Here is a 26,683-nt window from a genome sequence, read left to right as displayed (position 1 = left end):
GAGAGAAGTATAGTCAGTGATGGAAGGTTAGGATTCTGAAAGGAAAATTGTTGGGTGCGGGTAAGAAGAAGGTCGCCATGAATGGCGACCCTACGGATTAGGAGACGTGCTGCAGGAATTCGCGCAGACGATCGCTTGGCGGGTTGGTGATCAGATCGTCCGGGTTGCCATCTTCTGCAATGGTACCTTTATCGATAAAGATCAGACGCGAAGCCACTTTCTGGGCGAAACCGACTTCGTGCGTCACGATGACCATCGTCATGCCTTCTTCCGCCAGATCCTGCATCACTTTCAACACTTCGTGACGCAGCTCGGGATCCAGCGCTGAGGTTGGCTCATCAAACAGCATCATCTTCGGCTTCACCGCCAGCGCCCGGGCAATCGCCACGCGCTGTTGCTGACCACCGGAAAGCTCAGACGGGAAGTGATGTGCGCGCTCGGCGAGGCCAACTTTACCCAGCAATTCACGCGCCAGCTTATGCGCTTCTTCTTTCTTCGCACCGCGCACGCGAATCGGGCCAAAGGCAACGTTGTCCAGCGCGCTCATCTGTGGGAACAGATGGAACTGCTGGAACACCATGCCCGCTTCCTGACGAATCAGGCGCTCATCCACTTTCGGATCATTAACCTTCATGCCATCGACAATCAGGTCGCCGGTGGTGATCTCTTCCAGCTTGTTGATGCAGCGCAGCAGCGTGGATTTACCGGAACCGGACGGCCCGATAATCACCACCACTTCGCCTTGATTGATCTTCAGGTTGATGTCGTGCAGAACCTGAGTCTGGCCGAAATTCTTCGAGACGTTTTTAAATTCAATCACAGAATTTTCATCCTTTTCTCAATACGGCGCAGCACAAAGCTCAACACCAACGTAATAACCAAATAGATAATGGCAACGGCGCTCCAGATCTCCAGCGCGCGGAAGTTACCGGCAATGATCTCCTGACCCTGACGCGTCAGTTCGGCCACGCCAATCACGATAAACAGCGACGTATCCTTGATGCTGACAATCCACTGGTTACCCAGCGGCGGCAGCATACGGCGCAGCGCCAGCGGCATGATCACGTAACGCAGGGTTTCGCGGCGCGACAGACCCAGCGCCAGACCCGCTTCACGGAAGCCTTTGTTGATCGACAGCACCGCACCGCGCGTGATTTCTGCGATGTAGGCGCCGGAGTTGATCATGATGGTGACCACCGCCGCGCTGAACGGATCGATACGCAGATCCGGGAAAGCCATCGGCAGGGCGAAGTAGATAAACATCACCTGAACCACGATTGGCGTACCGCGAATCAGTTCGATAAACACTAAGGCGATGTTGTTGGTGATCCAGCCGCCGTAGGCGCGGGCAAAACCGGCGACTAAACCGATAATTAAACCGCCGACCAGGCCGAGGACCGAGATCAGCAGGGTCATTTTGGCGCCTTCGATTAAAATCGGCAGGGCAGGCCAAATGACGCTCCAGTCAAACTCCATGGTGTGACTCCAAAATCTGTTGCGTGGAAATGTAAAAAGCAGGGAGTGTTAAGCTCCCTGCTGGAAAAATCGGCTTAAGCCGCAATTATTTTGGTTCAGTACCGAACCATTTTTTATAGATGGTGTTGTAAGTGCCGTTGTCGCGCAGGGTTTTCAGTGCGCCGTTCACTTTTTCACGCAGGTCGTCGCTGCCTTTCGGGAACGCGATGCCATACTGCTGCGCTTCAATCGACTCGCCAACCGCTTTGAAGCGGCCTTTACCGGCGGTGTTGATGAAGTACAGAATGTTCGGGGTATCGTGCAGCACAGCGTCAGCACGGTTAGTGCCTAACTCCATGTAAGCATTGTCGATGTTCGGGAACTGACGCAGATCTTTCGATTTGATGTGCGCTTTCGCGTAATCAACCGAACCGGTGCCGCTCTTCACTGCAACCACTTTGCCGTTCAGATCGTCAATGCTCTTCACGTCTTTTTCGTTCTCGCGCACCATCACCAGCAGGCCGCTTTTGTAGTAGCCGTCAGAGAACTCAATGGCTTTTTTACGTTCTTCGGTAATGGTGATACCCGCCAGCGCCAGGTCAATGTTTTTGGTTTGCAGTGCAGGGATGATGCCGCTGAAATCCATTGGCTTAAAGGCGTAATCGAGTTTCAATTCTTTCGCGATGGCATCCCACAGATCGATATCAAAACCGACGTATTTATCGCCTTGTTTGAACTCGAAGGGAACGAATGCGGTGTCGGTCGCGACGATCAGTTTTTTGTCTGCTGCGGTGGAAGAAAGCGAGAAGGCCAGCGCTAACGCGGCCACGGAGACTTTAATCAATGACTTCATCATTTTTTTCCTTATTACCCTTCAGGCCTTGTGGCCTGCTGTACGGCGTATCATATGAAAAAATTATGCCAACTTTTCATTTTGCAGGAAATCAGTAGTTTTAAGCACTTGCTGACACGATTTTGCGCAGAAGAAAAGTTTTGCACCTTATTGGTGCTTCATTTTGGTGCGTGGTGCTGTTGTGGTGCAGGCACAGTGTGCACCAAGGGCGGGGAGAGCGAAAGAAGGGATTAAGGAATTGTTAACGACGTCAAAAAAAGCACCACAATGTTACAGACGTAAAAAAAGGCGGGAATTCCCGCCTTCGTTATAACACTGAGATTTATTCAATATTCGATTCGATAAACCACAGGAATTTATCCAGATCGCGCGATGCCGCAGTGAAGATATCAGCGGTGTCTTCATCGCTCACTTCAGTAATGGCTTTGCGCGTGTCATTCGCCACAATCGCATAACGATCGGCCAGCGCTTTCAGGTGATCCTGCACGCTATGAATGTTCAACGGATAGCTTTTCAGTGGTGTTTTATCGTTAACGATCTGAGTGGTACCCAGCGCTACGCCGCCTAACTGAACTACACGTTCAGCGATAGTGTCCTGGTGATCGGTAATGGCCGCACGGAAACCATCCAGCATCTCATGTACGCCAATAAAGTTAGCGCCACGCATATTCCAGTGCGCCTGCTTGGTGATCAGCGACAGGTCAATAAACTCCACTACCAGACGGTTGAGCACCTCGATGGTCGCTTTTTTATCGCTGTCAGCGACGTCATTACGGGTGTAAATCAGATCAGACGATTTAGTTTTAACCAGTTTTGCGGTACTCATCATTAATGTCCTCTTATTGATGGTTGTCCTAATCAAGCACGGAAATAAGTATAGCAGCAGTTTTTTAATCTGCAGGATTGATTAAATCAATGACAGGAATAGATAAACCTTAATGTTGCTCAGGGATTGTGCGGTTTAAGTATTAGTTGAGGTAAAACAGAAGGTTGCGTGTTTTGTTAATTATTTATTAATCGTGTTGCAAAATAATAACGGAGAAATCCTAACGCCACGTTAAAAATGAAAATGAGAATGCTTCTATATTTAGCCTGCCTTAAAGCAGGCTAACGTGTTGAATATTTATTGCGGATGATTGATATCCACTTCGCTTATTTTTGCGCTTTTTTGTTTCATGGTCAGCGTTGATCCTGCCGAGGCGATGATGATCGCCAGCAGCGCCATCCACTGCTTCAACGTTAACAGTTCGCCGAGGAACAACATGCCTGAAAGCGCAGCCATCGCCGGTTCCAGACTCATTAAGGTGCCGAAAATGCGCGCCGGCAGTCGCGTCAGCGCCATCATCTCTAAAGAATAGGGAATGGCGCTGGAGAGCAGGGCGATCAGCAGCGCTAACGGCAGTACTTCCCAATGCCAGATGCCCGGCGCGGCGAATGTCAGGCCGAGCGGCACAAAAATCACCGAAGCAATCAGCGAACCCATCGCCACCGTTGCCGGGCCATGTTCCGCACCCGCCCGCTGACCCACAAGAATATAGACCGCCCAGCAGGCACCCGCGCCTACCGCTAACAGCGCACCGAGCGGATCGATATGACTCATCCCTTCACCGATTGGCAACAGGAACCACAAACCCACCACCGCCAGCAGCACCCAAATAAAATCAAGCGGACGACGCGCGCCGATCAAGGCCAGCGTAAGTGGACCCAGAAACTCCAATCCAACCGCAACGCCCAGCGGCACGGTGCGAATCGCTAAATAGAAGAGATAGTTCATGCAGCCAAGCGCTAAACCGTACATCAGCAGCGGTTTGCGCTGCTCGCGCGTAAAGCGCAAACGCCAGGGTTTGAAGATGATGCAGAGAATCAGCGTGCCAAGACCAAGACGCAGCGCGGTAATGCCGGGCGCGCCAACGGTGGAAAACAGTGATTTTGCCAGAGAAGCGCCGCCTTGCAGCGAAAGCATGGCAATCAGCAGCACGGCAATAGGGAACAACACCGGGGCCATATTTTTGGTCGTTTGAGGCGCAGACATCCTGTAATCCAGTCCTTTATTTATTAACAGCAGGGTAACAAGCGCTCAGTGTAAAGGAATCTTCGGCAAATAAGGAGACGCGAATCGGGGAATTAAAAAGCGCTAACAGGTCATAATTTGGCCATTTTTAGGGCCATTTCCGTAAAGAAACGTCAGGTTAGTTTAGGAATTTACTTAAAGGCATTTTTTGTGATCGGAATTTATGTTGCAGTAATATGATGGTTTTTATAAGTAAAATGAATGACATAGGAAACTTCATTAACTTTCTGTTACACCAAACAATCTGTTAGACAACAAAATGCGGGCAGAGTTTCTTGCTGTTTTTTGTTATATTTACAGCGTTGTCAGGAGAGAAGTATATTCACATTTGAGGTGGTTATGAAAAAAATTGCATGTCTTTCAGCATTGGCTTGTGTACTTGCAGTTTCTGCAGGTTCTGCCATGGCACAAAGCACCGTTACCGGTGGTTACGCTCAGAGCGATTATCAAGGCGTTGCTAACAAAGCAAACGGCTTCAACCTGAAATATCGTTACGAAGACGGTTCTAACCCACTGGGTTGGATCGGTTCTTTCACCTACACCGAGAAAGATCGTACTGATGCTGGCGTTTATAACAAAGGCCAGTACTACGGCATCACCGGTGGTCCAGCTTACCGTCTGAACGACTGGGCAAGCATCTACGGTGTTGTTGGTGTGGGCTACGGCAAATTCCAGCAGAACGATACCGCAGTACGTTCTAAGTCTGATTCAAGCGACTACGGTTTCTCTTACGGTGCGGGTATGCAGTTCAACCCAATCGAGAACATCGCAGTTGACGTAGGTTACGAGCAGAGCCGTATCCGCAACGTCGACGTTGGCACCTGGATTGCTGGCGTAGGTTACAGCTTCTAAGTTCTTGCTTAGACCAGTTGCACAATAAACGGTCCTTCGGGGCCGTTTTTTTATGGGCGCAAAATATGGTTTACCGGCTACCAGAAACACAAAACCCGCTACGTGAGCGGGTTTTATTAGAAGTCGGGAACGTTAGCCGCGCCAGATCAGGTTTGGGCACGGACGTTCAACCAGCTGTTTGCCGGTGAGCTTTTCAATCAGCATCAAACGCAGCGCAAACGGCGAGCGGGTAAACAGGCACAGCAGCGATTTCAGCTCAAAAGCCGGTTTGCTCTGTTCAGCCTGGAAACATTTGCCACAGTCGAGGCAGTTTTTCATGGTAGTCATGTTCACCTCCCGAGTGAATGACGACAATTTCTTTGTAGCCTTTATAAGCTATTCGCTTACATTATCAACAAAGATAGCACTGGCTATACTCTTTAGCCAACACTATTTAGGAAAAATTTGTGCTTATTTGTGCCTGGTTTACAATGGGCGCAGCCAGCCCGCACCGCAGGTAAAGTGCGGCAGATAATAAAGAGGAAGTTAGATGAGTCGTCGTGCAAAAATCGCCACCAACATGCCCCAGGGCCCGCTAAAAGAGATAGAGGAGCATGTCGAAGGATTTCGTCAGGTGCGCGAGGCGCATCGTCGTGAGCTGATCGATGACTACGTAGAATTAATCTCTGATTTGATACGTGAATTTGGCGAAGCGCGTCAGGTGGATATGGCCGCACGTTTGGGCGTTTCCCAGCCGACCGTGGCGAAAATGTTGAAGCGTCTTGGCACCACCGGCTTAGTTGAGCAAGTGCCGTATCGCGGCGTGTTCCTCACCGCCGAAGGTGAGAAGCTGGCGGAAGCGAGCCGCGTTCGCCACCATATTGTTGAAACCTTCCTGTTGGCGCTGGGCGTTAGCCCGGAAACCGCGCGCCGTGATTCAGAAGGCCTGGAGCATCACGTCAGTGATGAAACCCTGGCCGTGTTCCAGAAATTCTACGAGAGTCGCTAACTACAAGGCCTTCCGCCATCATGCCCAATCTGCTTCGTTCCTTAATGCGCGATCGTATTTTGCATTTGCTGTTGCTTTTAGGTGTGATCATGTTGCCGCTGGCGAATTTCCGCTGGTCGCAACTGCCTGCCGCGGTGGACTGGCACACCATCATGACGCTCACCGGCTTATTGATGCTGACCAAAGGGCTAGAGAACAGCGGCTATTTTGATGTGCTCGGCGCGCGCCTGATTCAGCGCTTTCAGCATGAACGCGCGCTGGCGCTGTTCATGGTATGCGCCGCCGCGTTGCTGTCTACTTTTCTCACCAACGATGTTGCGCTGTTTATTCTGGTGCCACTGACGCTAACGCTGCGCAAATTTTCGCGCTTGCCTATTTCCCGCCTGATCATTTTCGAAGCGCTGGCGGTGAACGCAGGTTCCTTACTGACGCCGGTTGGCAACCCGCAAAACATTCTGTTGTGGAGTCACGGTACGCTCAGCGTGCCAGGCTTCATTGCGCAAATGGCGCCGCTGGCGGCATTTTTAATGCTCACGCTAATGGCGCTGACGTGGTGGAGTTTCCCGGCGCGCGTAATCCAGAAACATGAACAAACCGAAAGCCAAACATGGTACAAGCCGCTGTTCACGATTAGCGTGCTGCTGTACATCGTGTTTATCGTGGCGCTCGAGCTGAAAATGACCGGCTGGGCGTTGCTGCTGGTAGCGGTTTGTTTTCTGATCATGGCGCGTAGCGTGTTGATCAGCATCGACTGGAGTTTGCTGCTGGTGTTCGTGGCGATGTTTATCGATGTCTTCCTGTTGATGCATTTGTCCTGGCTGCAGCCGCATTTTTCCGCTATTGGTCAGCTAGGCGAGGGCGGACTCTATCTACTGGCCATTGGCCTGTCGCAATTCATCAGTAACGTTCCCGCCACCATTCTGCTTTTGCAGAAAGTGCCACCGTCCGACGTGCTGGCGTGGGCGGTGAATATCGGTGGATTTGGCTTATTACCGGGATCGCTCGCCAACCTGATTGCCTTGCGCATGGCGCAAGATGCGCGTGTTTGGTGGCGTTTCCACTTGTTTTCCATCCCGATGCTGGCTTGGTCGATGTTGGGCGGATGGCTGCTGTTACACCTCATACGTTAGCGCGATGCCAATGTCGGCTTGTGTAAAGTTGCATTGGCATTTGTCAATTTCCCATCTAAGGTTATGTTGACCGTTTTTGCCCGGGAATCGGGACAACCGCCTACGATGAAAAATTATGGAAAACCAGAATCAACCGTCTGAACGCGATCAGCAGGATCCGCAAAACACCTCTAATACCCATCAAGATAACAACGAACCAGAACGTAAACGCCCCGGAAAGAAGCCACTTATTTTTCTCGCCATTGTGGTGGTGATCATGATCGTGGTGGGATTATGGTTCTGGCTGACCACGCGCAATATTGAAAGCACTGATGATGCCTTTACCGAAGGCAATGCGGTGACCATCGCGCCGAAAGCGGCCGGTTACGTGGTCAAGCTGCTGGTGCGCGATAACCAGCGCGTAAAGCAGGGCGATTTGCTGGTGGAGATCGATGCGCGCGACAGTGAAGCGCAGCGCGATCAGGCCAAAGCCCAGCTTGGTCTGGCACAGGCGCAGCTGCATCAGGCGCAGGCGCAGTTAGCCTTGTCTCGCGTGCAGTATCCGGCGCAGCGCGATCAAGCGCTCGCCGATCAGGCCAAAGCGCAGGCCAACTTGCTCAACGCTCAAGCCGATTATCGTCGCCAGCGCGGTGTTGATCCGCGTGCGACTTCACAGCGCAATATTGATACTGCCGCCGCGCAGCTGCGTTCGGCTGAAGCGCAACTGCAAAGCGCTAAAGCGCAGGTTGAAGTGGCTTCTCAGGTGAAGCTGCAAATCCGCCAGCAGGAAACCAATGTTGAAGCGCGTGAGCAACAAGTTGAGCAGGCGCAGGCGCAGCTCAACACCGCCGAATTGAATCTCTCTTATACCCAGGTTCGCGCGCCATACGATGGCTTCGTCACCAAGCGTAACGTGCACCTCGGCACGCTGGTGCAGGCTGGCAGCGCGCTGTTCTCGCTGGTTTCGCCTGAAATCTGGATTAACGCCAACTTCAAAGAGTCGCAGCTGGCGCGCATGAAGCCGGGCGACAAAGTGGAAATCAGTGTCGATGCCTGGCCGGATATGAAGCTGGAAGGGCATGTGGATAGCGTGCAGATGGGATCCGGTTCGCGCTTCTCCACCTTCCCGGCTGAAAACGCCACCGGCAACTACGTGAAAATCGTGCAGCGCGTGCCAGTGAAAATCGTCATCGATAAAGGATTGGATCCTAACCATCCGCTGCCGCTGGGCTTGTCGGTTGAGCCGAAGGTCACAGTGGAATGAGTGCGAGCGAAAGCTGGCGTCCGGCCAGCAATCCGTGGCTGGTCGCCATTACGGTGACGCTGGCGGTGTTTATGGAGATCCTCGACACCACCATCGTCAACGTCGCGCTGCCGCACATTGCCGGCTCGCTCTCCTCCAGCTACGACGAATCGACCTGGGTTCTGACTTCTTATCTGGTCGCCAACGGTATCGTGTTGCCGATCTCGGCGTTCTTCAGCCGCCTGTTTGGCCGCAAGCAATTTTTCCTGATCTGCATCGTGATGTTCACCATCTGCTCCTTCCTGTGCGGCATCGCCACGGAACTGTGGCAGATCATTTTGTTCCGCGTGTTGCAGGGCTTTTTTGGCGGCGGATTGCAGCCGGTGCAGCAATCGGTACTTCTCGATTACTTCAAAGCCGAAGATCGCGGCAAAGCCTTTGGCCTGTCGTCGATTGCGATTATCGTTGCGCCAGTGATTGGTCCGACGCTCGGCGGCTGGATCACCGACAACTACAGTTGGCGTTGGGTGTTCTTCATTAATATTCCGGTTGGCATTTTGACGGTGATGGCGATTTATCAATTGCTGGAAGATCCGCCGTGGGAACGCAAGTGGGATAAAGGCCGCCTGAAGATCGATTACATCGGCATCAGCCTGATCACGCTGGGCCTCGGTTGTTTGCAGGTGTTCCTCGATCGTGGCGAAGATGAAGATTGGTTTGCCTCGCACTTTATCCGCCTGTTCGCCATGCTGGCGGTGATCGGCATTATCGGCGCCATTTATTGGCTGCTGTATGCCCGTAAACCGGTGGTCGATCTCACCGTAATGAAAGATCGCAACTTCTGGGTGGCGGGCTTGCTGATGGCGGGCATGGCGATGATTCTGTACGGCAGTTCGGTGGTGCTTCCCCAGCTGGCGCAGCAGGATCTTGGCTACACTGCAACCTGGTCGGGGCTGGTGCTATCGCCCGGCGCGATATTGATTGTGCTGACGATACCCATCGTGCTGAAACTGATGCCGATCGTGCAAACGCGCTACATCATAGCGTTCGGCTTCACCTGTCTTGCCAGCGCCTTCTTCTATTCCACCACGTTAACGCCCAACGTCGATTTCACCACGCTGGTGATGATGCGCAGCGCGCAGTCGATCGGCCTCGGCTTCCTGTTTGTGCCGCTGACCACCATTGCGTTCATTACCGTGCCGCAGCGATTAAACGCCGATGCCTCAGCATTGTTCACCATGTTCCGTAACGTCGCGGGCTCGATTGGCATTTCGCTGTCGACGGCGGGCATTACGGAACGCATGCAGACGCGTTCGGCCAGCATGGTGCACAACATGTCGCCGCTCAACGAGCCTTACAATCTCACGCTGCAACACTGGGCTGATTCGATCCGTAATTTCACCACCGCCGTGGGCGATCCGCTGGTGCTGGCGAGCGGGCAGCTCTATCAGGAGATGATCGCCCAGGCGCGTATTCTGGCGTACATCGACGTATTTATGGGCCTCAGTATTGTGGCGCTACTATTGATTCCATTCTGTTGGTTGCTTTCGCCAATTAAGAGCGAAGGCGGTGCAGGAGCACATTAAAATGAAAATGATTTCGCGGTCTCAGCCGTCACTGACGTTGCTGGCGCTGTCACTGTTGCTGGCCGGATGCGCGGTAGGACCGGATTACCAGCCACCGCAGGCGCACACGCCGGGCGGCTACCATGATTTACCTTCACAGCAAGCGTCTAAACCGCTGGCGGCGACGACCAATCCGCTGTGGTGGAAAAGCTTTAACGACCCGCAGCTCGATAGCCTGATTGAGCGCGCCATTGCCGGCAACTTAACGCTGCAACAATCGGTACTGCGTATTGCCGGTGCGCGTGAGCAGCTGGCGCAGGCGCGCGGTGGCTTATTCCCGTCGCTTAACGGCTCGGCAAAAGTCACACGTCAGCAACTGGGTTTGAAAGGCTTGCTGAAATCCAACGGCGTTTATGATCAGGTTGATAGCGATGTCGCCAGCCAGCTCAACGGTTTAGATCATTCCGTTACTCTTTATCAGGGCAGCTTTGACGCCAGCTGGGAGCTGGATCTGTGGGGCAAAGTACGCCGCCAGATGGAAGTCGCGGATGCGCAGCAGCAGGCGGCTATTGAGCAGCGCAACGATGCGTTGGTCTCGCTGGAAGCTGAAGTAGCGCGCGCCTATCTGCAACTGCGCGGTTCGCAGGCGGTGCTGGCGACCTTGCAACAGCAGATTGAGGTGGCGCAGCAAACCTGGGAACTGACAAAAAGTCAGCAGCAAAATGGCTTAGCGCCGACCACCGATGTTGAAAACGCCCGCGCGCAGCTGGCCTCACTGAATGCGCAGCTGCCGCAATATCAGGCGCAGCAGCAGCAGGCGATGAACGGTTTGGCGGTGCTGCTGGGTAAAACGCCGGGCGCGCTGGATAATGAACTGATGAACATCAAGCCGCTGCCCGATTTGCCGAAATTGGTGCCGGTGGGCATTCCGTCCACGCTGGCGCGGCGACGTCCGGATATTCGTCAGGCCGAAGCGACCTTGCATGCGGAAACCGCGAATATCGGCGTATCGGTTGCCGATCTGTTCCCCAGCTTGTCGCTCACCGGGCAACTGGGTGTGCGAAATACCGATGCCAGCTATCTGGATGACTGGAGCAGCCACTTCTTCAGTGTTGGGCCGTCGCTATCGATTCCTATTTTTCAGGGCGGTCGTTTAGTCTCCAGCGTAAAACTGGCGCGCGCGCAGCAAGCCAGCGCGGCGCTTGATTATCGTCAAACGGTATTAACCGCGCTACAGGATGTGGAGAACGCGCTAGTTAGTTATCGTGCCGATCAACAGCAGGTTATTGCACTGGATGAAACCACCGGCGCACTGCAACGTGCATTTGATTTAGCCAGCGACAGTTATCGTCAGGGTATTTCTACTTTCCTCGATGTATTAGATGCGCAGCGACAACTGGCGCAAGCTAAAGCGCAATCGACGCAGGCGCGCATGCAAAGTGCGCTCGATTTAGTGGCGTTATATAAAGCGCTGGGCGGTGGCTGGGAACCTTATCAAAATGTCAATCTGCCAGACTATTCAGTGTTTGGTCCCGCGACAGAAGTGCATTAATTTCCCTTAGTAGCCGGTTAACCACCGGCTTTTTTATCGGCACGATAAGAAAAAATGAGATTCTTCTCTCATCCTCAGCAATATATTACTCCACAATGAAAATAGGTTTTTCGTTACACCATTAATCCTTGCTTACCTTTATGCTCACTAATGCTGCAGCACGCAATAGCGCCTAAATGGTTGTTTATTACCTGAGAATATCGAGCTGAAATCGATTCCAGTTCCTCCATAAGGAACAACCTTGAGTTGTTAATTCAGGGTTAATTAAAGCAACCTTACCCGTTTTAAAGCTCAATGTAAGAATTAGGTAAGCAAGTTCAGATAAATCCGGACAATAAAATTAATTTATTTTTTTATTTGAATTAGGTAATCTTGCCACTACAGTTTATTTAACCCCCTTAAGCAAGGACATTGTGATGAGTGACGCATTTAAAGTTCTGAACAACATTCGCACATTACGTGCGCAGGCTCGTGAACTGCCATTGACCGATCTGGAAGAAATTCTGGAAAAATTAACTGTTGTTGTGACTGAACGTCGTGACGAAGTAAACGCAGAAGAAGCGCAGAACCGCGAAAAAGAAGAGAAGCTGTCTAAATATCGCGAAATGCTGCTGGCTGACGGTATTGACCCGAACGAATTACTGGGTGCTCTGGAAGTTGGTAAAAAACGCGCTAAGCGTGCACCACGTCCAGCAAAATATTCTTACACCGACGAAAACGGTGAAGTAAAATCATGGACCGGCCAAGGCCGTACCCCAGCTGCGATTAAAAAAGCGCTGGATTCAGGTAAAAGCCTCGATACTTTCCTGATCAAATAATCCGCACAATCCTTGTAAGTGGGAGCCGAAGGCCAACGCCTTCGGCTTTTTTATTTATTTTTTTGTATTAGCTCAAGACGTTCAGCCGATTACCCTCTCTGCCTCTGGCGCAGAGGTGGCGTACGGGTGCCCGCTTCTGGCATAATGCCCGCTGTTTTTTCCTCCACTGCGTAACAAAGGTCAATGCCGTGTTAGTTTCCAGCAATATCACCATGCAGTTCGGCAGTAAGCCGCTGTTCGAAAATATCTCCGTTAAATTTGGCGGCGGTAATCGTTACGGTTTAATCGGTGCGAACGGCAGCGGTAAATCTACCTTTATGAAAATACTGGGCGGCGACCTGGTGCCGACGGGTGGAAATGTTTCCCTCGACCCCAATGAGCGTATCGGTAAGTTACGTCAGGACCAATTTGCCTTTGAGCAATATAGTGTGCTGGACACCGTGATCATGGGCCACAATGAATTGTGGGCAGTGAAGCAAGAGCGTGACCGTATATATGCTTTGCCGGAAATGAGCGAAGAGGAAGGCTATAAAGTCGCCGATCTCGAAGTCGAATACGGCGAGATGGACGGTTACAGTTCGGAATCACGTGCCGGTGAATTATTACTGGGCGTTGGCATTCCGGTGGAGCAGCACTACGGTCCGATGAGCGAAATTGCACCGGGCTGGAAATTGCGTGTGCTTTTAGCGCAGGCATTATTTGCTAATCCGGATATTTTGTTGCTCGATGAACCGACCAACAACCTGGATATCGATACCATTCGTTGGTTGGAGCAAGTGCTCAACGAACGTAACAGCACCATGATCATCATTTCGCATGACCGTCACTTCCTGAATATGGTGTGTACGCATATGGCGGATCTGGATTACGGCGAACTGCGCGTTTATCCAGGTAATTATGACGAATATATGACCGCGGCTACTCAATCACGCGAACGTTTATTATCGGATAACGCCAAGAAGAAAGCGCAAATTGCCGATCTGCAATCGTTCGTTAGCCGTTTTAGCGCCAATGCCTCTAAATCACGTCAGGCGACTTCGCGTGCCAAGCAGATTGATAAAATTAAGCTGGAAGAAGTTAAAGCGTCCAGCCGTCAAAACCCGTTTATCCGTTTTGACCAGGATAAGAAACTGTTCCGTAATGCGCTGGAAGTTGAAGCGCTGACCAAAGGTTTTGATAACGGTCCGCTGTTTAATAAACTCAACCTGATGTTAGAAGTCGGCGAGAAATTGGCGATCCTCGGTGCCAACGGTATCGGTAAAACCACGCTGCTGAAAACGCTGATCGGTGAACATACGCCGGATAGCGGCACAGTGAAATGGTCCGAGAATGCGCGCATTGGTTATTACGGCCAGGATCACGCAGAAGACTTTGCTGAAGACCTGACGGTATTCGACTGGATGAGCCAGTGGAAGCAGGAAGGCGATGACGAACAAGCGGTGCGCAGTATTCTTGGCCGCCTGCTGTTTGGTCACGACGAGATCAATAAGCCAGCCAAAGTGCTGTCGGGTGGTGAGAAGGGCCGCATGCTGTTTGGCAAGCTGATGATGCAGAAGCCGAACATCCTGATCATGGATGAGCCGACTAACCACCTTGATATGGAATCGATCGAGTCGCTAAACATGGCGCTGGAGATGTACGAAGGTACCCTGATTTTCGTCTCGCACGACCGTGAGTTTGTCAGCTCGCTGGCTACCCGCGTGATGGAGATGAAAGCCGATCGTATCATCGACTTCACCGGTAACTATGAAGATTACCTGCGCAGCCAGGGGATTGTTTAAGTGTGAAAAATAAGGTGCGCATTAATGCGCACCTTACGAAAAATCGCACCTTACATATGTAGGGTCGCCATTTATGGTGACCTTATTCACCACACACTTCGCAATGCGCGTCTTGTGCCACCTTCATGCTGCGGAATTCTGCGCTCATCGCATCGTACATCAGTAAGCGCGAGCTAGCGGGTTGACCGAACGTCGTTAGCACTTTTAAGGTTTCCATCGCCTGCATTGCGCCAACCACGCCAACCAGCGGCGCCATCACGCCCGCCTCTACGCAACTTAACACCTGATCGCCAAACAAACGGCTAATACAGCGATAACATGGCTCGCCGGGCTGCCAGGTGAAGACGCTGAGCTGGCCTTCCATGCGAATCGCTGCGCCGGAGATCAGCGGCACCTTGTGCTGAAAACAGAGGCGATTGATCTGCTCGCGGGTATCGACGTTATCGGTGCAATCCACCACCGCGTCGTGCCGCGCAATCAACGCGCTGAGCTGCGCGTCGTCAAGTTGTGCATCAATTGGCTCCAGCTGGCAATGCGGATTGATTGCCGCCAGCTGCTGCTGTGCCGAGGCGACTTTTGCCATGCCAATCTTCGCATCGCTGTGCAGGATCTGACGCTGCAGATTGCTGAAGCTAACGGTATCGAAATCGAGCAAGGTGAGATGTCCCACGCCCGCCGATGCCAGATAGGGCGCTGCTGCACAGCCGAGTCCGCCGAGGCCGACCACCAACACGCGTGATGCCTTTAGCTTCTCCTGGCCATCAAAATCAAAACCGCGCAGTACGATCTGGCGGTTATAGCGCAGCATCTCTTCATCGCTCAACTCAACGCTCATTAGCCCTCCAGCAGCGTGTTAAAGGCTTCGATCTCCACCCATTCGCCGGGTTCGACATCGCCGCGATCGCGCTCGAGCACCACAAAGCAGTTGGCGAGCGCAAACGAGCTGAACACATGCGAACCTTGCGCACCGGTGCTGCGCACTTCCAGCACGCCGTCATCGCCACGGCTAACAATCGCACGCTGGAAGTCGAGACGACCCGGGGATTTCTTCAAACGCTGGGTGGCGCGTGCGCGTTGGCGCAGCGGCATGATGCGCGTGGTTTGACCGGTTAAGGTGGCCAGCAGCGGCTGGACTAATTGATAGAAAGTTACTGCCGCAGAAACCGGATTGCCCGGTAAACCGCAGAACCAGCTGTTTGCCAGACGCCCAAAGGCAAAAGGTTTACCCGGCTTAATCGCCAGTTTCCAGAAGGTGATGGCGCCGAGCTCTTCCAGCATCGCACGGGTGAAGTCGGCCTCGCCAACCGACACGCCGCCGGTGCTGATCACCACATCGGCCTGACGATCGGCTTCGGTAAAGGCGGTACGCAGCGCCGCCTGATCGTCGGCAATGACGCCGAGATCGATCACTTCGCAGCCCAGCTTGTTAAGCATTAACGCCACGGTAAAGCGGTTGGTGTCGTAAATCTGGCCTTCCGCCAGCGGCTGACCGACTGCTTGCAGTTCATCTCCGGTGGAAAAAATCGCCACACGCAGTTTGCGCAGTACGCTGACTTCAGCAATCCCCAGCGACGCCAGCAGCGGCAGTTCGGCCGCGCCGAGACGCACACCGGCGTCCAGCACCTGCTTGCCCGCCTGAATGTCTTCGCCGATGCGACGAATGTTCTGCGCGGCCTGCACCGGCGCGGTAATCACAATGCCGCCGTCGCGCTGCTCCGTTTGCTCCTGCATCACCACGGCATCACAACCGGCGGGAATCGGCGCGCCGGTCATGATGCGGATCACGCTGCCCGCTGGCCACGCACCGTTAAACGGCGCGCCAGCAAACGCTTTACCGGCCACCGGTAATACGCGGTCAGGCGCGATATCAGCCAGACGCAGCGCGTAACCGTCCATCGCCGAGTTATCAAACGAGGGCACATCCAGCGGCGAAAGAATCGGCTTCGCGGTGATGCGTCCGGCGGCTTCAAACAGCGAGACGTTAAGCGAATCGCTGATCGGCGTCAGCTGTTGCAGCATCTTTTGCTGCGCGTCTTCGAGGGAGATTAATCCTGCGGTAAAAGGTTCCATGTCCATCTCTGCCTGGTTAATTTCAGATGCGGTCTATTATGGGTAATGCGTGGCCGTTAAGCGAGAGTTGGTGGTCAGGAAGGGGTATTTCACGCTACGGCTGATTGAATTTTCGGTCACCATAAATGGCGACCCTACAATATTGCGCGTGTATTTGTAGGGTCGCCATTTATGGCGACCGGAAAAACCACTCACAACCAAAAAAGCATAATCCACAATAAAAGGTTATGACCGCGCAGGCAGTTTCTGCTTTACAAGATGAGGGGGCCTTTCTATAGTCGAAAATTGCCAAAAAAAGATGAAAACCATTCTAAATCAGTGTTTTTGGTTCTGATTCCTTCACAGGGTACCGGTTATGGCTAAAGCAGTTATCGCAATTCACGGCGGTGCGGGCGCGATTACGCGTGCGGCAATGAGCGCCGAAAAAGAGCAGCACTATCGTCAGCAACTCAGCGCAATCGTTACCGCAGGCCAGCAGATTCTGGCCGCCGGCGGCAGTGCGCTGGATGCCGTTACCGAAGCTGTGCGCCTGCTGGAAGAGTGTCCGCTGTTTAACGCGGGCAAGGGCGCGGTGTTCACCCATCAGGGCACGCATGAACTCGATGCCAGCATTATGGATGGCCGCACGCTGGACGTCGGCGCGGTCGCGGGCGTCAGCCACATCCGCAATCCGATTCTGGCGGCGCGTAAAGTGCTGGAAAACAGTCCGCACGTACTGTTTATCGGTGCGGGCGCAGAAGCCTTTGCCGCCGAGCAGGGTTTAGCGCCGGTCGAGGCAGATTTCTTCTCCACGCCGGAACGCTGGGAACAGCTGCAGCGCGCGCTGCACAGCCAGCAAATGGTGCTGGACCACGACGGCGAAGCAAACAGCCACAGCGACGATCCGCTGGACCCGGATCGCAAATTTGGCACCGTTGGTGCGGTGGCGCTCGATCTTCAGGGTAATCTGGCGGCCGCCACCTCAACCGGCGGCATGACCAACAAACAGGCCGGTCGCGTGGGCGATTCGCCGTTGGTCGGTGCGGGCTGCTACGCCAGCAACGACACAGTAGCGGTCTCCTGTACCGGCACTGGCGAAGTGTTTATCCGTACGCTCGCCGCTTACGACGTGGCGGCGCAGATGCATTACGCCGGACGCTCGCTGCAACAGGCCACCGCCAACGTCATTCATGACAAAGTGCAGGAGCTGGAGGGCAGCGGCGGGCTGATTGCCATTGACGCCGCAGGCAATGTGGCGCTGCCGTTTAACAGCGAAGGCATGTATCGCGGATTCGCCTACGTGGATGGCGACGTTGAGGTAGCGATCTACCGCGACAGCTAAGGAGCAGGCATGACGGACCAACAGCTGCAGTTTGCGCCGGAGCAGGTTCTGGCGGTGCGCGATCTTAACGTGCGCTTTGAGCATGAAGGTCGCATTACCGAAGCGGTACGCAACCTGTCGCTCGACCTGCATCGCGGTGAAACGTTGGCGCTGGTGGGCGAATCGGGCTCGGGCAAATCCGTCACCTCGCTGGCGCTGATGCGTTTGATTCAGCAGGCCGGCGGTGAAGTGAGCGGCGAAATCCAGCTGCGGCGTCGCAATGGCGAGGTGTTGGATGTGATGCGCGCGTCGAACGGTCAGATGCGCAAAGTGCGCGGCGCCGATATGGCGATGATTTTTCAGGAGCCGATGACCTCGCTCAATCCGGTATTCACCGTTGGCGAGCAGATTGCGGAATCCATCCGTCTGCATCAGGGCAAAAGTCATCAGCAGGCGCTGGCGGAAGCGCGGCGCATGCTCGATCTGGTGCGCATTCCCGAAGCGCAAAACGTGTTATCACGCTATCCGCATCAACTCTCCGGCGGCATGCGCCAACGCGTGATGATTGCCATGGCGCTGTCGTGTAAACCGGCGCTGCTGATTGCCGATGAACCCACCACCGCACTCGACGTCACCATTCAGGCGCAGATTCTGCAGCTAATCCGCGTGCTGCAAAAAGAGATGCAGATGGGGGTGATTTTTATCACCCACGATATGGGCGTGGTGGCGGAGATGGCCGATCGTGTGCAGGTGATGTATCGCGGTGATGTGGTGGAACGCGCGCCGGTGCAGCAGCTATTTGCTGAACCGCAACAGCCGTATACCCGCGCGTTACTGGCGGCGGTGCCCAAACTGGGGGCGATGCACGGCCAGCCGTTACCGGCTAAATTCCCCTTATTGCACAGCAACGGACGCGAAGAGCAGGCCGTGCCGCAGGACACGGTGCGCCACGATCGACCGCCGATTTTGCAGGTGCGTGATTTAGTCACGCGCTTTGATATTCGCGGCGGTTTGCTCAATCGCGTCAAGCGTCGCGTGCACGCGGTGGAGAAAGTCAGTTTCGATCTCCATGCCGGTGAAACGCTGGCGCTAGTGGGGGAATCCGGCTGCGGAAAATCCACCACCGGACGTTCACTGCTGCGGCTGGTGGCCAGCCAGGGCGGCACCATCACCTTTGACGGCCAACGCATCGATGCGCTGCAGGGCAATGCGCTGGCGTCGCTGCGCCGCGATATCCAGTTTATCTTCCAGGATCCTTACGCCTCGCTCGATCCGCGTTTGACCGTTGGTTTTTCAATCATGGAACCGCTGCTGGTGCATAAAACGCTGGATCGCCGTCAGGCGGAGAAACGCGTTGCCTGGCTGCTGGAGCGCGTCGGTTTGCTGCCAGAACATGCGCAGCGCTATCCGCACGAATTTTCCGGCGGCCAGCGCCAGCGTATTTGTATTGCACGCGCGCTGGCGCTCAATCCCAAAGTGGTGATCGCCGATGAGTCGGTGTCGGCGCTGGACGTGTCGATTCAGGCGCAGATCATCAACCTGATGCTCGATTTGCAGCGTGAATTTGGTATCGCCTTCTTATTTATCTCGCACGATATGGCGGTAGTGGAACGCATCAGCCATCGCGTGGCGGTGATGTATCTCGGACAGATTGTGGAGATGGGGCCGCGCCAGGCAGTATTTGAGCAGCCGCGCCATCCGTACACCAAAAAACTGATGGCCGCAGTGCCGGTGGCCGATCCGGCCCATCGGCATCGTGAGCGGGCGCTGATGGTGGATGAGATCCCCAGCCCGATTCGCCCGCTGGGCGATGAGCCGGAAGTGGCGCCTTTACTGGAAGTGGCGCCGGGCCATTTTGTCGCCCGACACGCAATTAGTGGCGCCTGAGCAGCAAACAACCGCACATCTTTGGATGTCGCGCATGACAGGGATTACAGGAGAACGATAACGATGCACCATATTATGCGAAAAGGGGTTATCACTGCCGGTTTGTTGAGTTCGGCGCTGGCGCTGCCCGCGTGGGCGGCGAAAGATGCGGTGATTGCGGTGGCCTCGACCTTTACCACGCTCGATCCGTATGACGCGAACGATACGCTGTCGCAGGCGGTAGCCAAGTCCTTCTACCAGGGCTTGTTCGGCTTCGATAAAGATATGAAGCTGACCAACGTGCTGGCAGAAAGCTATCAGGCAAGCAGCGACGGTTTGACGTACACCATCAAGCTACGCCCTGGCGTGAAATTCCAGGATGGCACCGACTTCAATGCCGAAGCGGTAAAAGTAAACCTCGATCGCGCCAGCAATCCGGATAACCATCTCAAGCGCTATAACCTGTTCAAATATATCGCCACCACCGAAGTGGTCGATCCGACCACGGTGAAAATCACCCTGAAGCAGCCGTTCTCGGCCTTCATCAACAACCTCGCGCACCCGGCGGCGGTGATGATTTCGCCAACCGCGCTGAAAAAATATGGCAAGGATATCGGCTTCCATCCGGTGGGAACCGGCCCGTTTGCCTTTGATACCTGGAACCAGACCGACTTCGTTAAAGTGAAGAAGTGGGATGGCTACTGGAAAAAAGGTTATCCGAAGCTGGATAGCATTACCTGGCGTCCGGTGGTGGATAACAACACCCGCGCGGCGATGCTGCAAACCGGCGAAGCGAGCTTTGCTTTCCCGGTGCCGTTCGAGCAGGCCAAACTGCTGGAAGGCAACAGCAAGCTCGATGTGGTCACCACGCCATCGATCATGCAGCGCTACATCAGCCTCAACGTGACGCAAAAGCCGTTTGATAACCCGAAAGTGCGTGAAGCGCTGGAGTACGCCATCAACCGTCAGGCGCTGGCGAAAGTCGCCTTTGCCGGTTACGCCACGCCAGCTACCGGCATCGTGCCACCGAGCATCGACTTTGCGCAGAGCTATCCGGCAATCAAATACGATCCGGCCAAAGCACGCGAACTGCTGAAGGAAGCGGGCTTCCCGAACGGCTTCGAAACCACCTTGTGGTCGTCGCATAACCACAGCACCGCGCAGAAAGTGCTGCAGTTCACCCAGCAGCAGCTGGCGCAGGTGGGCGTGAAGGTGAAAGTGACGGCGATGGATGCCGGTCAACGTGCCGCTGAAGTGGAGAGTAAAGGGCAGAAAGAGAGCGGTGTGCGCATGTTCTACACCGGCTGGTCAGCCTCAACCGGTGAAGCCGACTGGGCGCTGACGCCGCTGTTCGCCACCACCTCATGGCCGCCAGCGATCTTCAACACCGCGTTCTACAGCAATCCGCAGGTGGATAAAGATCTCGCCGATGCGCTGAAAACCACCGATCGTGACCAGAAAGCCAAACTGTACAAAGACGCGCAGGATCGCATCTGGAACGACCATCCGTGGATCCCGCTGGTGGTGGAACAACTGCTGTCAGCCAACAATAAAAACCTCAGCGGTTTTTATGTCATGCCCGATACCTCATTCAATTTTGATGAGGCCGATCTGAAGTAACAGACGCGGCCAGCCTTAGCGGGCTGGCCGATGCTGCGCAGGACTTCGCATGCTCAACTATTTTCTCAAACGATTACTGGGACTGATTCCCACGCTGCTGATTGTGGCGGTGCTGGTGTTCCTGTTCGTCCATTTGCTGCCGGGCGATCCGGCGCGCCTGATTGCCGGCCCGGAAGCGGATGCTTCAGTGGTGGCGCTGGTGCGTCAGGATCTCGGCCTCGATCAGCCGCTGATCAAGCAGTTCTGGCACTTTATGATTAATGCAGTGCAGGGCGATTTCGGCCATTCGCTGGTCTCGAAACGTCCGGTGATTGACGAAATTGCCGCGCGCTTTTTCCCGACGCTGTGGCTGACACTGAGCAGCATGGTGTGGGCGGTGATTTTCGGTATGGCGATTGGCATCACCTCGGCGGTATGGCGCAATCGCTGGCCCGATCGCATCGGTATGACGCTGGCGGTGTCGGGTATTTCGTTCCCGGCGTTTGCGCTCGGCATGCTGCTGATGCAGGTGTTTTCCGTCGAGCTCGGCTGGTTGCCGACCGTAGGCGCGGATAGCTGGAAACACTACATTTTGCCGTCGATCACCTTGGGTGCAGCGGTGGCGGCGGTGATGGCGCGCTTCACCCGCGCCTCGTTCGTGGAGGTGATGCAGGAAGATTACATGCGCACCGCACGCGCCAAAGGGGTACGCGAATCGCTGGTGGTGGTGAAACACGGCCTGCGTAACGCCATGATTCCAGTGGTTACCATGATGGGCCTGCAGTTTGGTTTTCTGCTCGGCGGCTCGATTGTGGTGGAAGTGGTGTTCAACTGGCCAGGCTTAGGCCGCTTGCTGGTGGATTCGGTCGAGATGCGCGATTACCCGGTGATTCAGGCCGAAGTGCTGCTGTTCTCGCTGGAATTCATTCTGATCAACCTGATTGTCGATGTGCTGTACGCGGCAATCAACCCGGCAATTCGCTACAAGTAAGGAGTCGCAATTGAAGAACTGGCGACGAGCCGCGGCATTGAAAACCATGCCGACTATCACGGAAAACCGGGTACGCACGCCGTGGCGCGAATTCTGGCGGCGCTTTCGCCGTCAGCATGTGGCGCTGCTGGCCGGATTGTTTGTGCTGCTGCTGATTGTGGTGGCGTTTATCGCGCCGCTGATTGCGCCTTTTGATGCGGAAAATTATTTCGATTACGACCGGCTAAATGAAGGGCCGTCGCTGATGCACTGGTTTGGCGTTGATTCGCTGGGGCGCGATATCTTCAGCCGCGTGCTGGTAGGCACGCGCATTTCGCTGATTGCCGGTTTCTTTTCGGTAGCGATTGGCGCGCTGATCGGCACCGTGTTAGGTCTGCTGGCGGGCTATTACGAAGGCTGGTGGGATCGCATCACCATGCGCATCTGCGATGTATTGTTCGCGTTCCCCGGCATTCTGCTGGCGATTGCGGTGGTGGCAATTATGGGCAGCGGCATGAGCAACGTGATTGTCGCGGTGGCGATCTTCAGCATTCCGGCGTTTGCCCGTTTGGTGCGCGGCAATACGTTAGTGCTGAAACATCAAACCTATATTGAATCGGCGCGCAGTATTGGTGCGTCGGACTGGACCATTATCATGCGTCACATCCTGCCCGGCACGGTGTCGTCGATTGTGGTCTATTTCACCATGCGCATTGGTACATCGATTATTACGGCGGCGAGTTTGTCCTTTCTTGGCCTCGGCGCGCAGCCGCCCACGCCGGAGTGGGGCGCAATGCTCAATGAAGCGCGCGCCGATATGGTGATTGCGCCGCATGTCGCCATCTTCCCAAGTCTGGCGATTTTCCTTACCGTGCTGGCGTTTAACCTGCTGGGTGATGGTTTGCGTGATGCGCTGGATCCGAAATTGAAGACCTGATGCTGTTTCGGTCGCCCGTAAGGTCGCCATTTATGGCGACCTTTTCACCCACCGCACAATCCCGCCCTTAAAACGTTTCCCAATTGTCATTACTGTGCGCGGCGGCAGGTGCGGCGCGGGTTGGCGTCATCACCGGTTTCACCACTTTCGCCAGCGGCGCAGCGGCCTGGCGAGCGCCGGTTTTGAAGCGGGCCACCGCAGAAGAGAGGCTGCTGGCCTGCTGTTCCAGCGATGCCGACGCATTAGCCGATTCCTGCACCAGCGTGGCGTTCTGCTGCGTGACGCGATCCATCTCGTTCACCGCCTGCCCAATCTGGTCGATGCCGCGACTCTGCTCATCGGATGCCGAAGCAATCTCGCCCATGATATCGGTGACGCGCGTGACGGCGCTCACGATCTCCTGCATGGTTTCACCGGCGCTGCTTACCTGTTGCGAACCTGTGTTAACACGCTGCACGGAATTCTCAATCAGCAGTTTGATCTCTTTCGCCGCCTGGGCGCTGCGCTGTGCCAGATTGCGCACTTCGCCTGCCACCACGGCAAAACCGCGCCCTTGTTCACCGGCACGCGCCGCTTCTACCGCTGCGTTAAGCGCAAGGATGTTGGTCTGGAAAGCGATGCCATCAATCACGCTGGTGATATCGGCGATTTTCTTTGAGCTGTCGGCGATATCGCGCATGGTTTTCACCACGCCATCCACCACGTTGCCGCCTTTGTCGGCGGTTTCCGAAGCGGTTTTCGCCAGTTGAGTCGCCTGACGCGCGTTATCGGCGTTCTGTTTCACCGTGGCGGTCAGCTCTTCCATGCTCGCCGCAGTCTCTTCCAGTGACGCCGCTTGTTGCTCAGTGCGTGAGGAGAGATCGTTATTGCCGGTGGCGATCTCGCTGGCGCTGCCAAAAATTGCATCCGCGCTATCACGTACATTGTTGATGGTGCTGAGCAGCGACTGCTGCATGTGGTTGAGGCTGGCGGCAATCGACGCCATTTCGCTGCGGCCTTCCACCTGCAAACTGGCGGAGAGATCGCCGTCGGCGAAGCGCTCCATCTGTTGCTGCACCTGCTTCATTGGTGCCAGCAGAATGCGACGCACCAGAATCCACACGGCAACCAGCAGCAGCAACACAACCACAGCCATTACGGCCATCATCACCAACATATGCTGGTAGGCGCTGTCGTAGTCTGCACTGCGCTCCGTTAACAATTGCACGTTATGTTCACGCCACTGTTTATAGGCCGCTTCCAGGTCATCCTGCGCCTGCTGGGCATCAAGATTTCCATAGGAGGCGTAATCATTGGCTTTCAGGAACGTCGCCGACTGTTTCAACAAATCAGCGAAGGCAGCAAACTTAGCGTCAACTACACTGGCTGAGTCCGCGCTTTGTCCGGCAATGTGCGGCATGCTCTTGTAGAGATCGTAATGTTGCTTTGCTTCATCCAGTGACGCACTTGCGCTGATCAGCAGTTTGTTGATGGCGGCGACTGACGCTTCATCCGTCTGTTTTTTCAGGATACGAATGGCGACGCGGTTGATGATCACACGGGTTTTCACCAGCGTTTGCCAGCCATCGGCCAGCTCACGCTGCTGGTGCGACAGCTGATTGCTGGTAGTGAAATTATGCTGTCCGGTAATCAGTGATGATAAAAACAGCGAGCCGGAAATCGCCTGCATCGCGGTGAAAACCACCAATATCATCATGATGGCCGTCACAATTTTCATTCGTTTAAACATAGGTGCGTCTCTGAGGAAGTAGGCTGATATTGAAGTTATCGGTATAAAAGCAAATCGCTTAAGTGCCAGCGGGAAATAATTACGTCACGGGATGATGAGAGGCGGGAAAAAACAGATGAAAGCGTTTAATTACGAGCAGGATTTCAAGCACATCGATTTTCGCCAGCAGCCAGAACTCTATCAGGTGGGGCGCGGCGAGCAGGGCGTGTTGATGGTCGAACCTTATAAAAGTGAGATTCTGCCGCACTGGCGTTTTCGCACCGTCGAGCTGGCAAAACAATCTTCACAGCAGATTATGCAGTTATTTGAAGCGTATCGCGCGCAGGACGATTTTGTCGGCATGGATATGGCGCGCAAATATATTCAGATGGGTTATACGCGTGCGCGCCGCTACAGCAATCATCAGGGCGGGCGGAAATATGACGAGGCGGGCAACGAACTGCCGCGAACTACAGAAAAAGAAAAGGCCGCTGCGGCGGCCGTTTTCAAAGCGTGCTGGGATAAACTGCGCGCGGATACTGACTATCTGGCGCGCAAACGTGCGCACCAGCAAAAGTATGGTTAAACGCGCGTGCCCCAAAGATCGTATTCGTCGGCGTGTTCGACTTTAACGCGTACCACATCACCGACTTTCACCTGACGATCGCCGTTCAGATAGACCGCGCCATCGATTTCCGGCGCATCAGCCATGCTGCGGCCTACCGCGCCTTCTTCGTCCACTTCATCAATCAGCACCAGCACTTCGCGGCCGATTTTCTCCTGCAGACGTTCGCTGGAGATCTTCTGCTGCAGCTGCATGAAGCGATCAAAACGATCCTGCTTCACGTCATCCGGTACCTGATCCGGCAACTGGTTGGCGGTTGCGCCATCTACCGGGCTGTACTGGAAGCAGCCAACGCGATCGAGGCGCGCTTCCTGCAGGAAGTCGAGCAGCATCTGGAAATCTTCTTCGGTTTCACCGGGGAAGCCGACGATAAAGGTTGAACGCAGCGTCAGCTCTGGGCAGATTTCACGCCAGCGCTTAATGCGCTCCAGCGTACGCTCTACCGCGCCTGGACGCTTCATCAGCTTGAGGATGCGCGGGCTGGCGTGCTGCAGCGGAATATCGAGGTACGGCAGAATCTTGCCTTCAGCCATCAGCGGAATGACGTCATCCACATGCGGATACGGATAAACGTAGTGCAGACGCACCCACACGCCGAGTTTGGCTAACTGCTCGCACAGGCTCACCATGCTGGTTTTCACTGGCGATCCGTTCCAGAAACCGGTGCGATGTTTGACATCCACGCCGTAAGCGGAGGTGTCTTGTGAGATCACCAGCAGCTCTTTCACGCCGGCTTCGACCAGACGTTTGGCTTCGTCGAGTACCGAACCGATTGGACGGCTATCCAGATCGCCACGCATCGATGGAATGATGCAAAAGGTGCAGCGATGGTTGCAGCCTTCGGAAATTTTCAGGTAGGCGTAATGGCGCGGCGTCAGTTTGACGCCTTGCTCTGGCACCAGGCTGAGGAACGGGTTGTGCTCTGGCTTAGGCACATAAGTGTGCACGTGCGACAAAACCTGCTCGTAGCTGTGCGGGCCGGTGATCTCCAGCACCTTTGGATGCACTTCGCGGATCTGATCCACTTTGGCACCGAGGCAGCCGGTGACAATCACTTTGCCGTTCTCGTTCAGCGCTTCACCAATCGCTTCCAGAGATTCCTGTACGGCGCTATCAATAAATCCACAGGTGTTAACGATGACGATCTCCGCATCATCGTAGCGTGGCACCACGTCATAGCCTTCAGTACGCAGCTCCGTCAGGATGCGTTCAGAGTCGACGAGGTTTTTCGGACAGCCGAGGGAGACGAACCCCACGCGCGGTGGATTTTTGACTTGGCTCATAAGGTTAAAAATTCATCATAATTAGTGTGGATAGGGGG

Annotated in this window: 24 protein-coding genes; 14 read left to right on the top strand and 10 right to left on the bottom strand. The window is 54.6% G+C overall.

Annotation, left to right across the window (positions count from 1 at the left end; all coding sequences use genetic code 11):
• Positions 1 to 97: 97 nt before the first annotated feature.
• The 5 genes from glnQ to rhtA form a co-directional block, all read right to left on the bottom strand.
• Positions 98 to 820 carry a glutamine ABC transporter ATP-binding protein GlnQ gene (gene glnQ, locus FHW71_RS08490; RefSeq protein WP_061723607.1) on the bottom strand — a complete coding sequence of 241 codons (723 nt, stop codon included), beginning with the start codon at positions 818 to 820 and terminating at the stop codon, positions 98 to 100.
• Entirely contained in the window at positions 817 to 1,476 is a 660-nt protein-coding gene (glnP, locus tag FHW71_RS08485; RefSeq protein WP_007887744.1) for a glutamine ABC transporter permease GlnP, read from the bottom strand. Before glnP ends, glnQ begins: the two co-directional genes overlap by 4 nt.
• An 85-nt stretch (positions 1,477 to 1,561) precedes the next feature.
• The gene (glnH, locus tag FHW71_RS08480; protein WP_036647919.1) at positions 1,562 to 2,308 is read right to left on the bottom strand and encodes a glutamine ABC transporter substrate-binding protein GlnH; all 747 of its coding nucleotides are present in this window, start codon (positions 2,306 to 2,308) and stop codon (positions 1,562 to 1,564) included.
• A gap of 322 nt (positions 2,309 to 2,630) precedes the next feature.
• Positions 2,631 to 3,134: a DNA starvation/stationary phase protection protein Dps gene (dps, locus tag FHW71_RS08475; RefSeq protein WP_036647916.1), complete on the bottom strand. Its 504-nt coding sequence runs from the start codon at positions 3,132 to 3,134 to the stop codon at positions 2,631 to 2,633.
• A 297-nt stretch (positions 3,135 to 3,431) separates the two neighbouring features.
• On the bottom strand, positions 3,432 to 4,340 hold the full coding sequence (rhtA, locus tag FHW71_RS08470; protein ID WP_179451441.1) for a threonine/homoserine exporter RhtA: 909 nt from the start codon (positions 4,338 to 4,340) through the stop codon (positions 3,432 to 3,434).
• A gap of 378 nt (positions 4,341 to 4,718) precedes the next feature.
• Between rhtA and ompX the strand changes: the two genes are divergently transcribed.
• On the top strand, positions 4,719 to 5,231 hold the full coding sequence (gene ompX, locus FHW71_RS08465; protein ID WP_008102541.1) for an outer membrane protein OmpX: 513 nt from the start codon (positions 4,719 to 4,721) through the stop codon (positions 5,229 to 5,231).
• Positions 5,232 to 5,363: 132 nt separating this feature from the next.
• Here the strand turns inward: ompX and FHW71_RS08460 are convergent, their stop codons facing one another.
• Positions 5,364 to 5,558 carry a hypothetical protein gene (locus FHW71_RS08460; RefSeq protein WP_008102539.1) on the bottom strand — a complete coding sequence of 65 codons (195 nt, stop codon included), beginning with the start codon at positions 5,556 to 5,558 and terminating at the stop codon, positions 5,364 to 5,366.
• A gap of 202 nt (positions 5,559 to 5,760) precedes the next feature.
• Here FHW71_RS08460 and mntR point away from each other — a divergent pair, with 202 nt between their 5' ends.
• From mntR to FHW71_RS08425, 7 genes are all read left to right on the top strand, one after another.
• Complete coding sequence (gene mntR, locus FHW71_RS08455) at positions 5,761 to 6,219, top strand: manganese-binding transcriptional regulator MntR (RefSeq protein WP_008102536.1); 459 nt, start codon at positions 5,761 to 5,763, stop codon at positions 6,217 to 6,219.
• Between the two features lie 20 nt (positions 6,220 to 6,239).
• A complete protein-coding gene (locus tag FHW71_RS08450) occupies positions 6,240 to 7,349 on the top strand; it encodes an SLC13 family permease (protein ID WP_179451438.1) in 1,110 nt (369 codons plus the stop codon).
• Between the two features lie 115 nt (positions 7,350 to 7,464).
• Positions 7,465 to 8,592: an HlyD family secretion protein gene (locus tag FHW71_RS08445; RefSeq protein ID WP_061717217.1), complete on the top strand. Its 1,128-nt coding sequence runs from the start codon at positions 7,465 to 7,467 to the stop codon at positions 8,590 to 8,592.
• On the top strand, positions 8,589 to 10,157 hold the full coding sequence (locus FHW71_RS08440; RefSeq protein WP_154153149.1) for a DHA2 family efflux MFS transporter permease subunit: 1,569 nt from the start codon (positions 8,589 to 8,591) through the stop codon (positions 10,155 to 10,157). Before FHW71_RS08445 ends, FHW71_RS08440 begins: the two co-directional genes overlap by 4 nt.
• Before the next feature lies 1 nt (position 10,158).
• Positions 10,159 to 11,688: an efflux transporter outer membrane subunit gene (locus tag FHW71_RS08435; protein WP_179451436.1), complete on the top strand. Its 1,530-nt coding sequence runs from the start codon at positions 10,159 to 10,161 to the stop codon at positions 11,686 to 11,688.
• A 416-nt stretch (positions 11,689 to 12,104) separates the two neighbouring features.
• Positions 12,105 to 12,506: an H-NS family nucleoid-associated regulatory protein gene (locus FHW71_RS08430; protein WP_008102525.1), complete on the top strand. Its 402-nt coding sequence runs from the start codon at positions 12,105 to 12,107 to the stop codon at positions 12,504 to 12,506.
• A 188-nt stretch (positions 12,507 to 12,694) separates the two neighbouring features.
• Positions 12,695 to 14,287: an ABC-F family ATPase gene (locus FHW71_RS08425; RefSeq protein WP_179451434.1), complete on the top strand. Its 1,593-nt coding sequence runs from the start codon at positions 12,695 to 12,697 to the stop codon at positions 14,285 to 14,287.
• An 82-nt stretch (positions 14,288 to 14,369) separates the two neighbouring features.
• On the opposite strand, the gene moeB is transcribed toward FHW71_RS08425, so the two are convergent.
• Both moeB and moeA read right to left on the bottom strand, forming a co-directional pair.
• On the bottom strand, positions 14,370 to 15,122 hold the full coding sequence (moeB, locus tag FHW71_RS08420; protein WP_061717213.1) for a molybdopterin-synthase adenylyltransferase MoeB: 753 nt from the start codon (positions 15,120 to 15,122) through the stop codon (positions 14,370 to 14,372).
• The gene (moeA, locus tag FHW71_RS08415; protein ID WP_286176166.1) at positions 15,122 to 16,357 is read right to left on the bottom strand and encodes a molybdopterin molybdotransferase MoeA; all 1,236 of its coding nucleotides are present in this window, start codon (positions 16,355 to 16,357) and stop codon (positions 15,122 to 15,124) included. The genes moeB and moeA overlap by 1 nt, the downstream gene beginning before the upstream one ends.
• 355 nt (positions 16,358 to 16,712) lie before the next feature.
• Here moeA and FHW71_RS08410 point away from each other — a divergent pair, with 355 nt between their 5' ends.
• From FHW71_RS08410 to gsiD, 5 genes are all read left to right on the top strand, one after another.
• Positions 16,713 to 17,678, top strand: coding sequence for an isoaspartyl peptidase/L-asparaginase (locus FHW71_RS08410; RefSeq protein ID WP_154181443.1), 966 nt, complete (start codon positions 16,713 to 16,715; stop codon positions 17,676 to 17,678).
• A 9-nt stretch (positions 17,679 to 17,687) separates the two neighbouring features.
• A complete protein-coding gene (gsiA, locus tag FHW71_RS08405) occupies positions 17,688 to 19,544 on the top strand; it encodes a glutathione ABC transporter ATP-binding protein GsiA (RefSeq protein WP_179451430.1) in 1,857 nt (618 codons plus the stop codon).
• 63 nt (positions 19,545 to 19,607) lie between these two features.
• Positions 19,608 to 21,143 (top strand): glutathione ABC transporter substrate-binding protein GsiB, encoded by a 1,536-nt coding sequence (gene gsiB, locus FHW71_RS08400; RefSeq protein ID WP_179451428.1) that lies wholly within the window; start codon positions 19,608 to 19,610, stop codon positions 21,141 to 21,143.
• A gap of 49 nt (positions 21,144 to 21,192) precedes the next feature.
• On the top strand, positions 21,193 to 22,113 hold the full coding sequence (gsiC, locus tag FHW71_RS08395; RefSeq protein ID WP_061717203.1) for a glutathione ABC transporter permease GsiC: 921 nt from the start codon (positions 21,193 to 21,195) through the stop codon (positions 22,111 to 22,113).
• Between the two features lie 10 nt (positions 22,114 to 22,123).
• Complete coding sequence (gene gsiD, locus FHW71_RS08390) at positions 22,124 to 23,029, top strand: glutathione ABC transporter permease GsiD (RefSeq protein WP_061717201.1); 906 nt, start codon at positions 22,124 to 22,126, stop codon at positions 23,027 to 23,029.
• A 67-nt stretch (positions 23,030 to 23,096) separates the two neighbouring features.
• Here gsiD and FHW71_RS08385 read toward each other — a convergent pair whose 3' ends face one another.
• Positions 23,097 to 24,758: a methyl-accepting chemotaxis protein gene (locus tag FHW71_RS08385; RefSeq protein ID WP_179451426.1), complete on the bottom strand. Its 1,662-nt coding sequence runs from the start codon at positions 24,756 to 24,758 to the stop codon at positions 23,097 to 23,099.
• 115 nt (positions 24,759 to 24,873) lie between these two features.
• Between FHW71_RS08385 and FHW71_RS08380 the strand changes: the two genes are divergently transcribed.
• Complete coding sequence (locus FHW71_RS08380; RefSeq protein ID WP_008102491.1) at positions 24,874 to 25,323, top strand: DUF4385 domain-containing protein; 450 nt, start codon at positions 24,874 to 24,876, stop codon at positions 25,321 to 25,323.
• On the opposite strand, the gene rimO is transcribed toward FHW71_RS08380, so the two are convergent.
• Positions 25,320 to 26,645, bottom strand: a complete 1,326-nt coding sequence (gene rimO, locus FHW71_RS08375; protein ID WP_008102489.1) for a 30S ribosomal protein S12 methylthiotransferase RimO — start codon at positions 26,643 to 26,645, stop codon at positions 25,320 to 25,322. The genes FHW71_RS08380 and rimO overlap by 4 nt on opposite strands.
• Positions 26,646 to 26,683: the final 38 nt, after the last annotated feature.

It is taken from the genome of Enterobacter sp. Sphag1F, from assembly GCF_014193275.1.
GTDB classification, from domain to species: Bacteria; Pseudomonadota; Gammaproteobacteria; order Enterobacterales; family Enterobacteriaceae; genus Pantoea; species Pantoea symbiotica.
Note: the sequence above shows the minus strand (reverse complement) of the source record. Positions and strands in the feature narration are given on the sequence as shown.

What these genes read in the sequence shown, in the direction of transcription:
- glnP (WP_007887744.1), bottom strand. Translation starts at nt 1,476, where the DNA reads ATGGAGTTTGACTGGAGCGTCATTTGGCCTGCCCTGCCGATTTTAATC.
- glnH (WP_036647919.1), bottom strand. Translation starts at nt 2,308, where the DNA reads ATGAAGTCATTGATTAAAGTCTCCGTGGCCGCGTTAGCGCTGGCCTTC.
- dps (WP_036647916.1), bottom strand. Translation starts at nt 3,134, where the DNA reads ATGAGTACCGCAAAACTGGTTAAAACTAAATCGTCTGATCTGATTTAC.
- rhtA (WP_179451441.1), bottom strand. Translation starts at nt 4,340, where the DNA reads ATGTCTGCGCCTCAAACGACCAAAAATATGGCCCCGGTGTTGTTCCCT.
- ompX (WP_008102541.1), top strand. Translation starts at nt 4,719, where the DNA reads ATGAAAAAAATTGCATGTCTTTCAGCATTGGCTTGTGTACTTGCAGTT.
- FHW71_RS08460 (WP_008102539.1), bottom strand. Translation starts at nt 5,558, where the DNA reads ATGACTACCATGAAAAACTGCCTCGACTGTGGCAAATGTTTCCAGGCT.
- mntR (WP_008102536.1), top strand. Translation starts at nt 5,761, where the DNA reads ATGAGTCGTCGTGCAAAAATCGCCACCAACATGCCCCAGGGCCCGCTA.
- FHW71_RS08450 (WP_179451438.1), top strand. Translation starts at nt 6,240, where the DNA reads ATGCCCAATCTGCTTCGTTCCTTAATGCGCGATCGTATTTTGCATTTG.
- FHW71_RS08445 (WP_061717217.1), top strand. Translation starts at nt 7,465, where the DNA reads ATGGAAAACCAGAATCAACCGTCTGAACGCGATCAGCAGGATCCGCAA.
- FHW71_RS08440 (WP_154153149.1), top strand. Translation starts at nt 8,589, where the DNA reads ATGAGTGCGAGCGAAAGCTGGCGTCCGGCCAGCAATCCGTGGCTGGTC.
- FHW71_RS08435 (WP_179451436.1), top strand. Translation starts at nt 10,159, where the DNA reads ATGAAAATGATTTCGCGGTCTCAGCCGTCACTGACGTTGCTGGCGCTG.
- FHW71_RS08430 (WP_008102525.1), top strand. Translation starts at nt 12,105, where the DNA reads ATGAGTGACGCATTTAAAGTTCTGAACAACATTCGCACATTACGTGCG.
- moeB (WP_061717213.1), bottom strand. Translation starts at nt 15,122, where the DNA reads ATGAGCGTTGAGTTGAGCGATGAAGAGATGCTGCGCTATAACCGCCAG.
- moeA (WP_286176166.1), bottom strand. Translation starts at nt 16,357, where the DNA reads ATGGAACCTTTTACCGCAGGATTAATCTCCCTCGAAGACGCGCAGCAA.
- FHW71_RS08410 (WP_154181443.1), top strand. Translation starts at nt 16,713, where the DNA reads ATGGCTAAAGCAGTTATCGCAATTCACGGCGGTGCGGGCGCGATTACG.
- gsiA (WP_179451430.1), top strand. Translation starts at nt 17,688, where the DNA reads ATGACGGACCAACAGCTGCAGTTTGCGCCGGAGCAGGTTCTGGCGGTG.
- gsiB (WP_179451428.1), top strand. Translation starts at nt 19,608, where the DNA reads ATGCACCATATTATGCGAAAAGGGGTTATCACTGCCGGTTTGTTGAGT.
- gsiC (WP_061717203.1), top strand. Translation starts at nt 21,193, where the DNA reads ATGCTCAACTATTTTCTCAAACGATTACTGGGACTGATTCCCACGCTG.
- FHW71_RS08385 (WP_179451426.1), bottom strand. Translation starts at nt 24,758, where the DNA reads ATGTTTAAACGAATGAAAATTGTGACGGCCATCATGATGATATTGGTG.
- FHW71_RS08380 (WP_008102491.1), top strand. Translation starts at nt 24,874, where the DNA reads ATGAAAGCGTTTAATTACGAGCAGGATTTCAAGCACATCGATTTTCGC.
- rimO (WP_008102489.1), bottom strand. Translation starts at nt 26,645, where the DNA reads ATGAGCCAAGTCAAAAATCCACCGCGCGTGGGGTTCGTCTCCCTCGGC.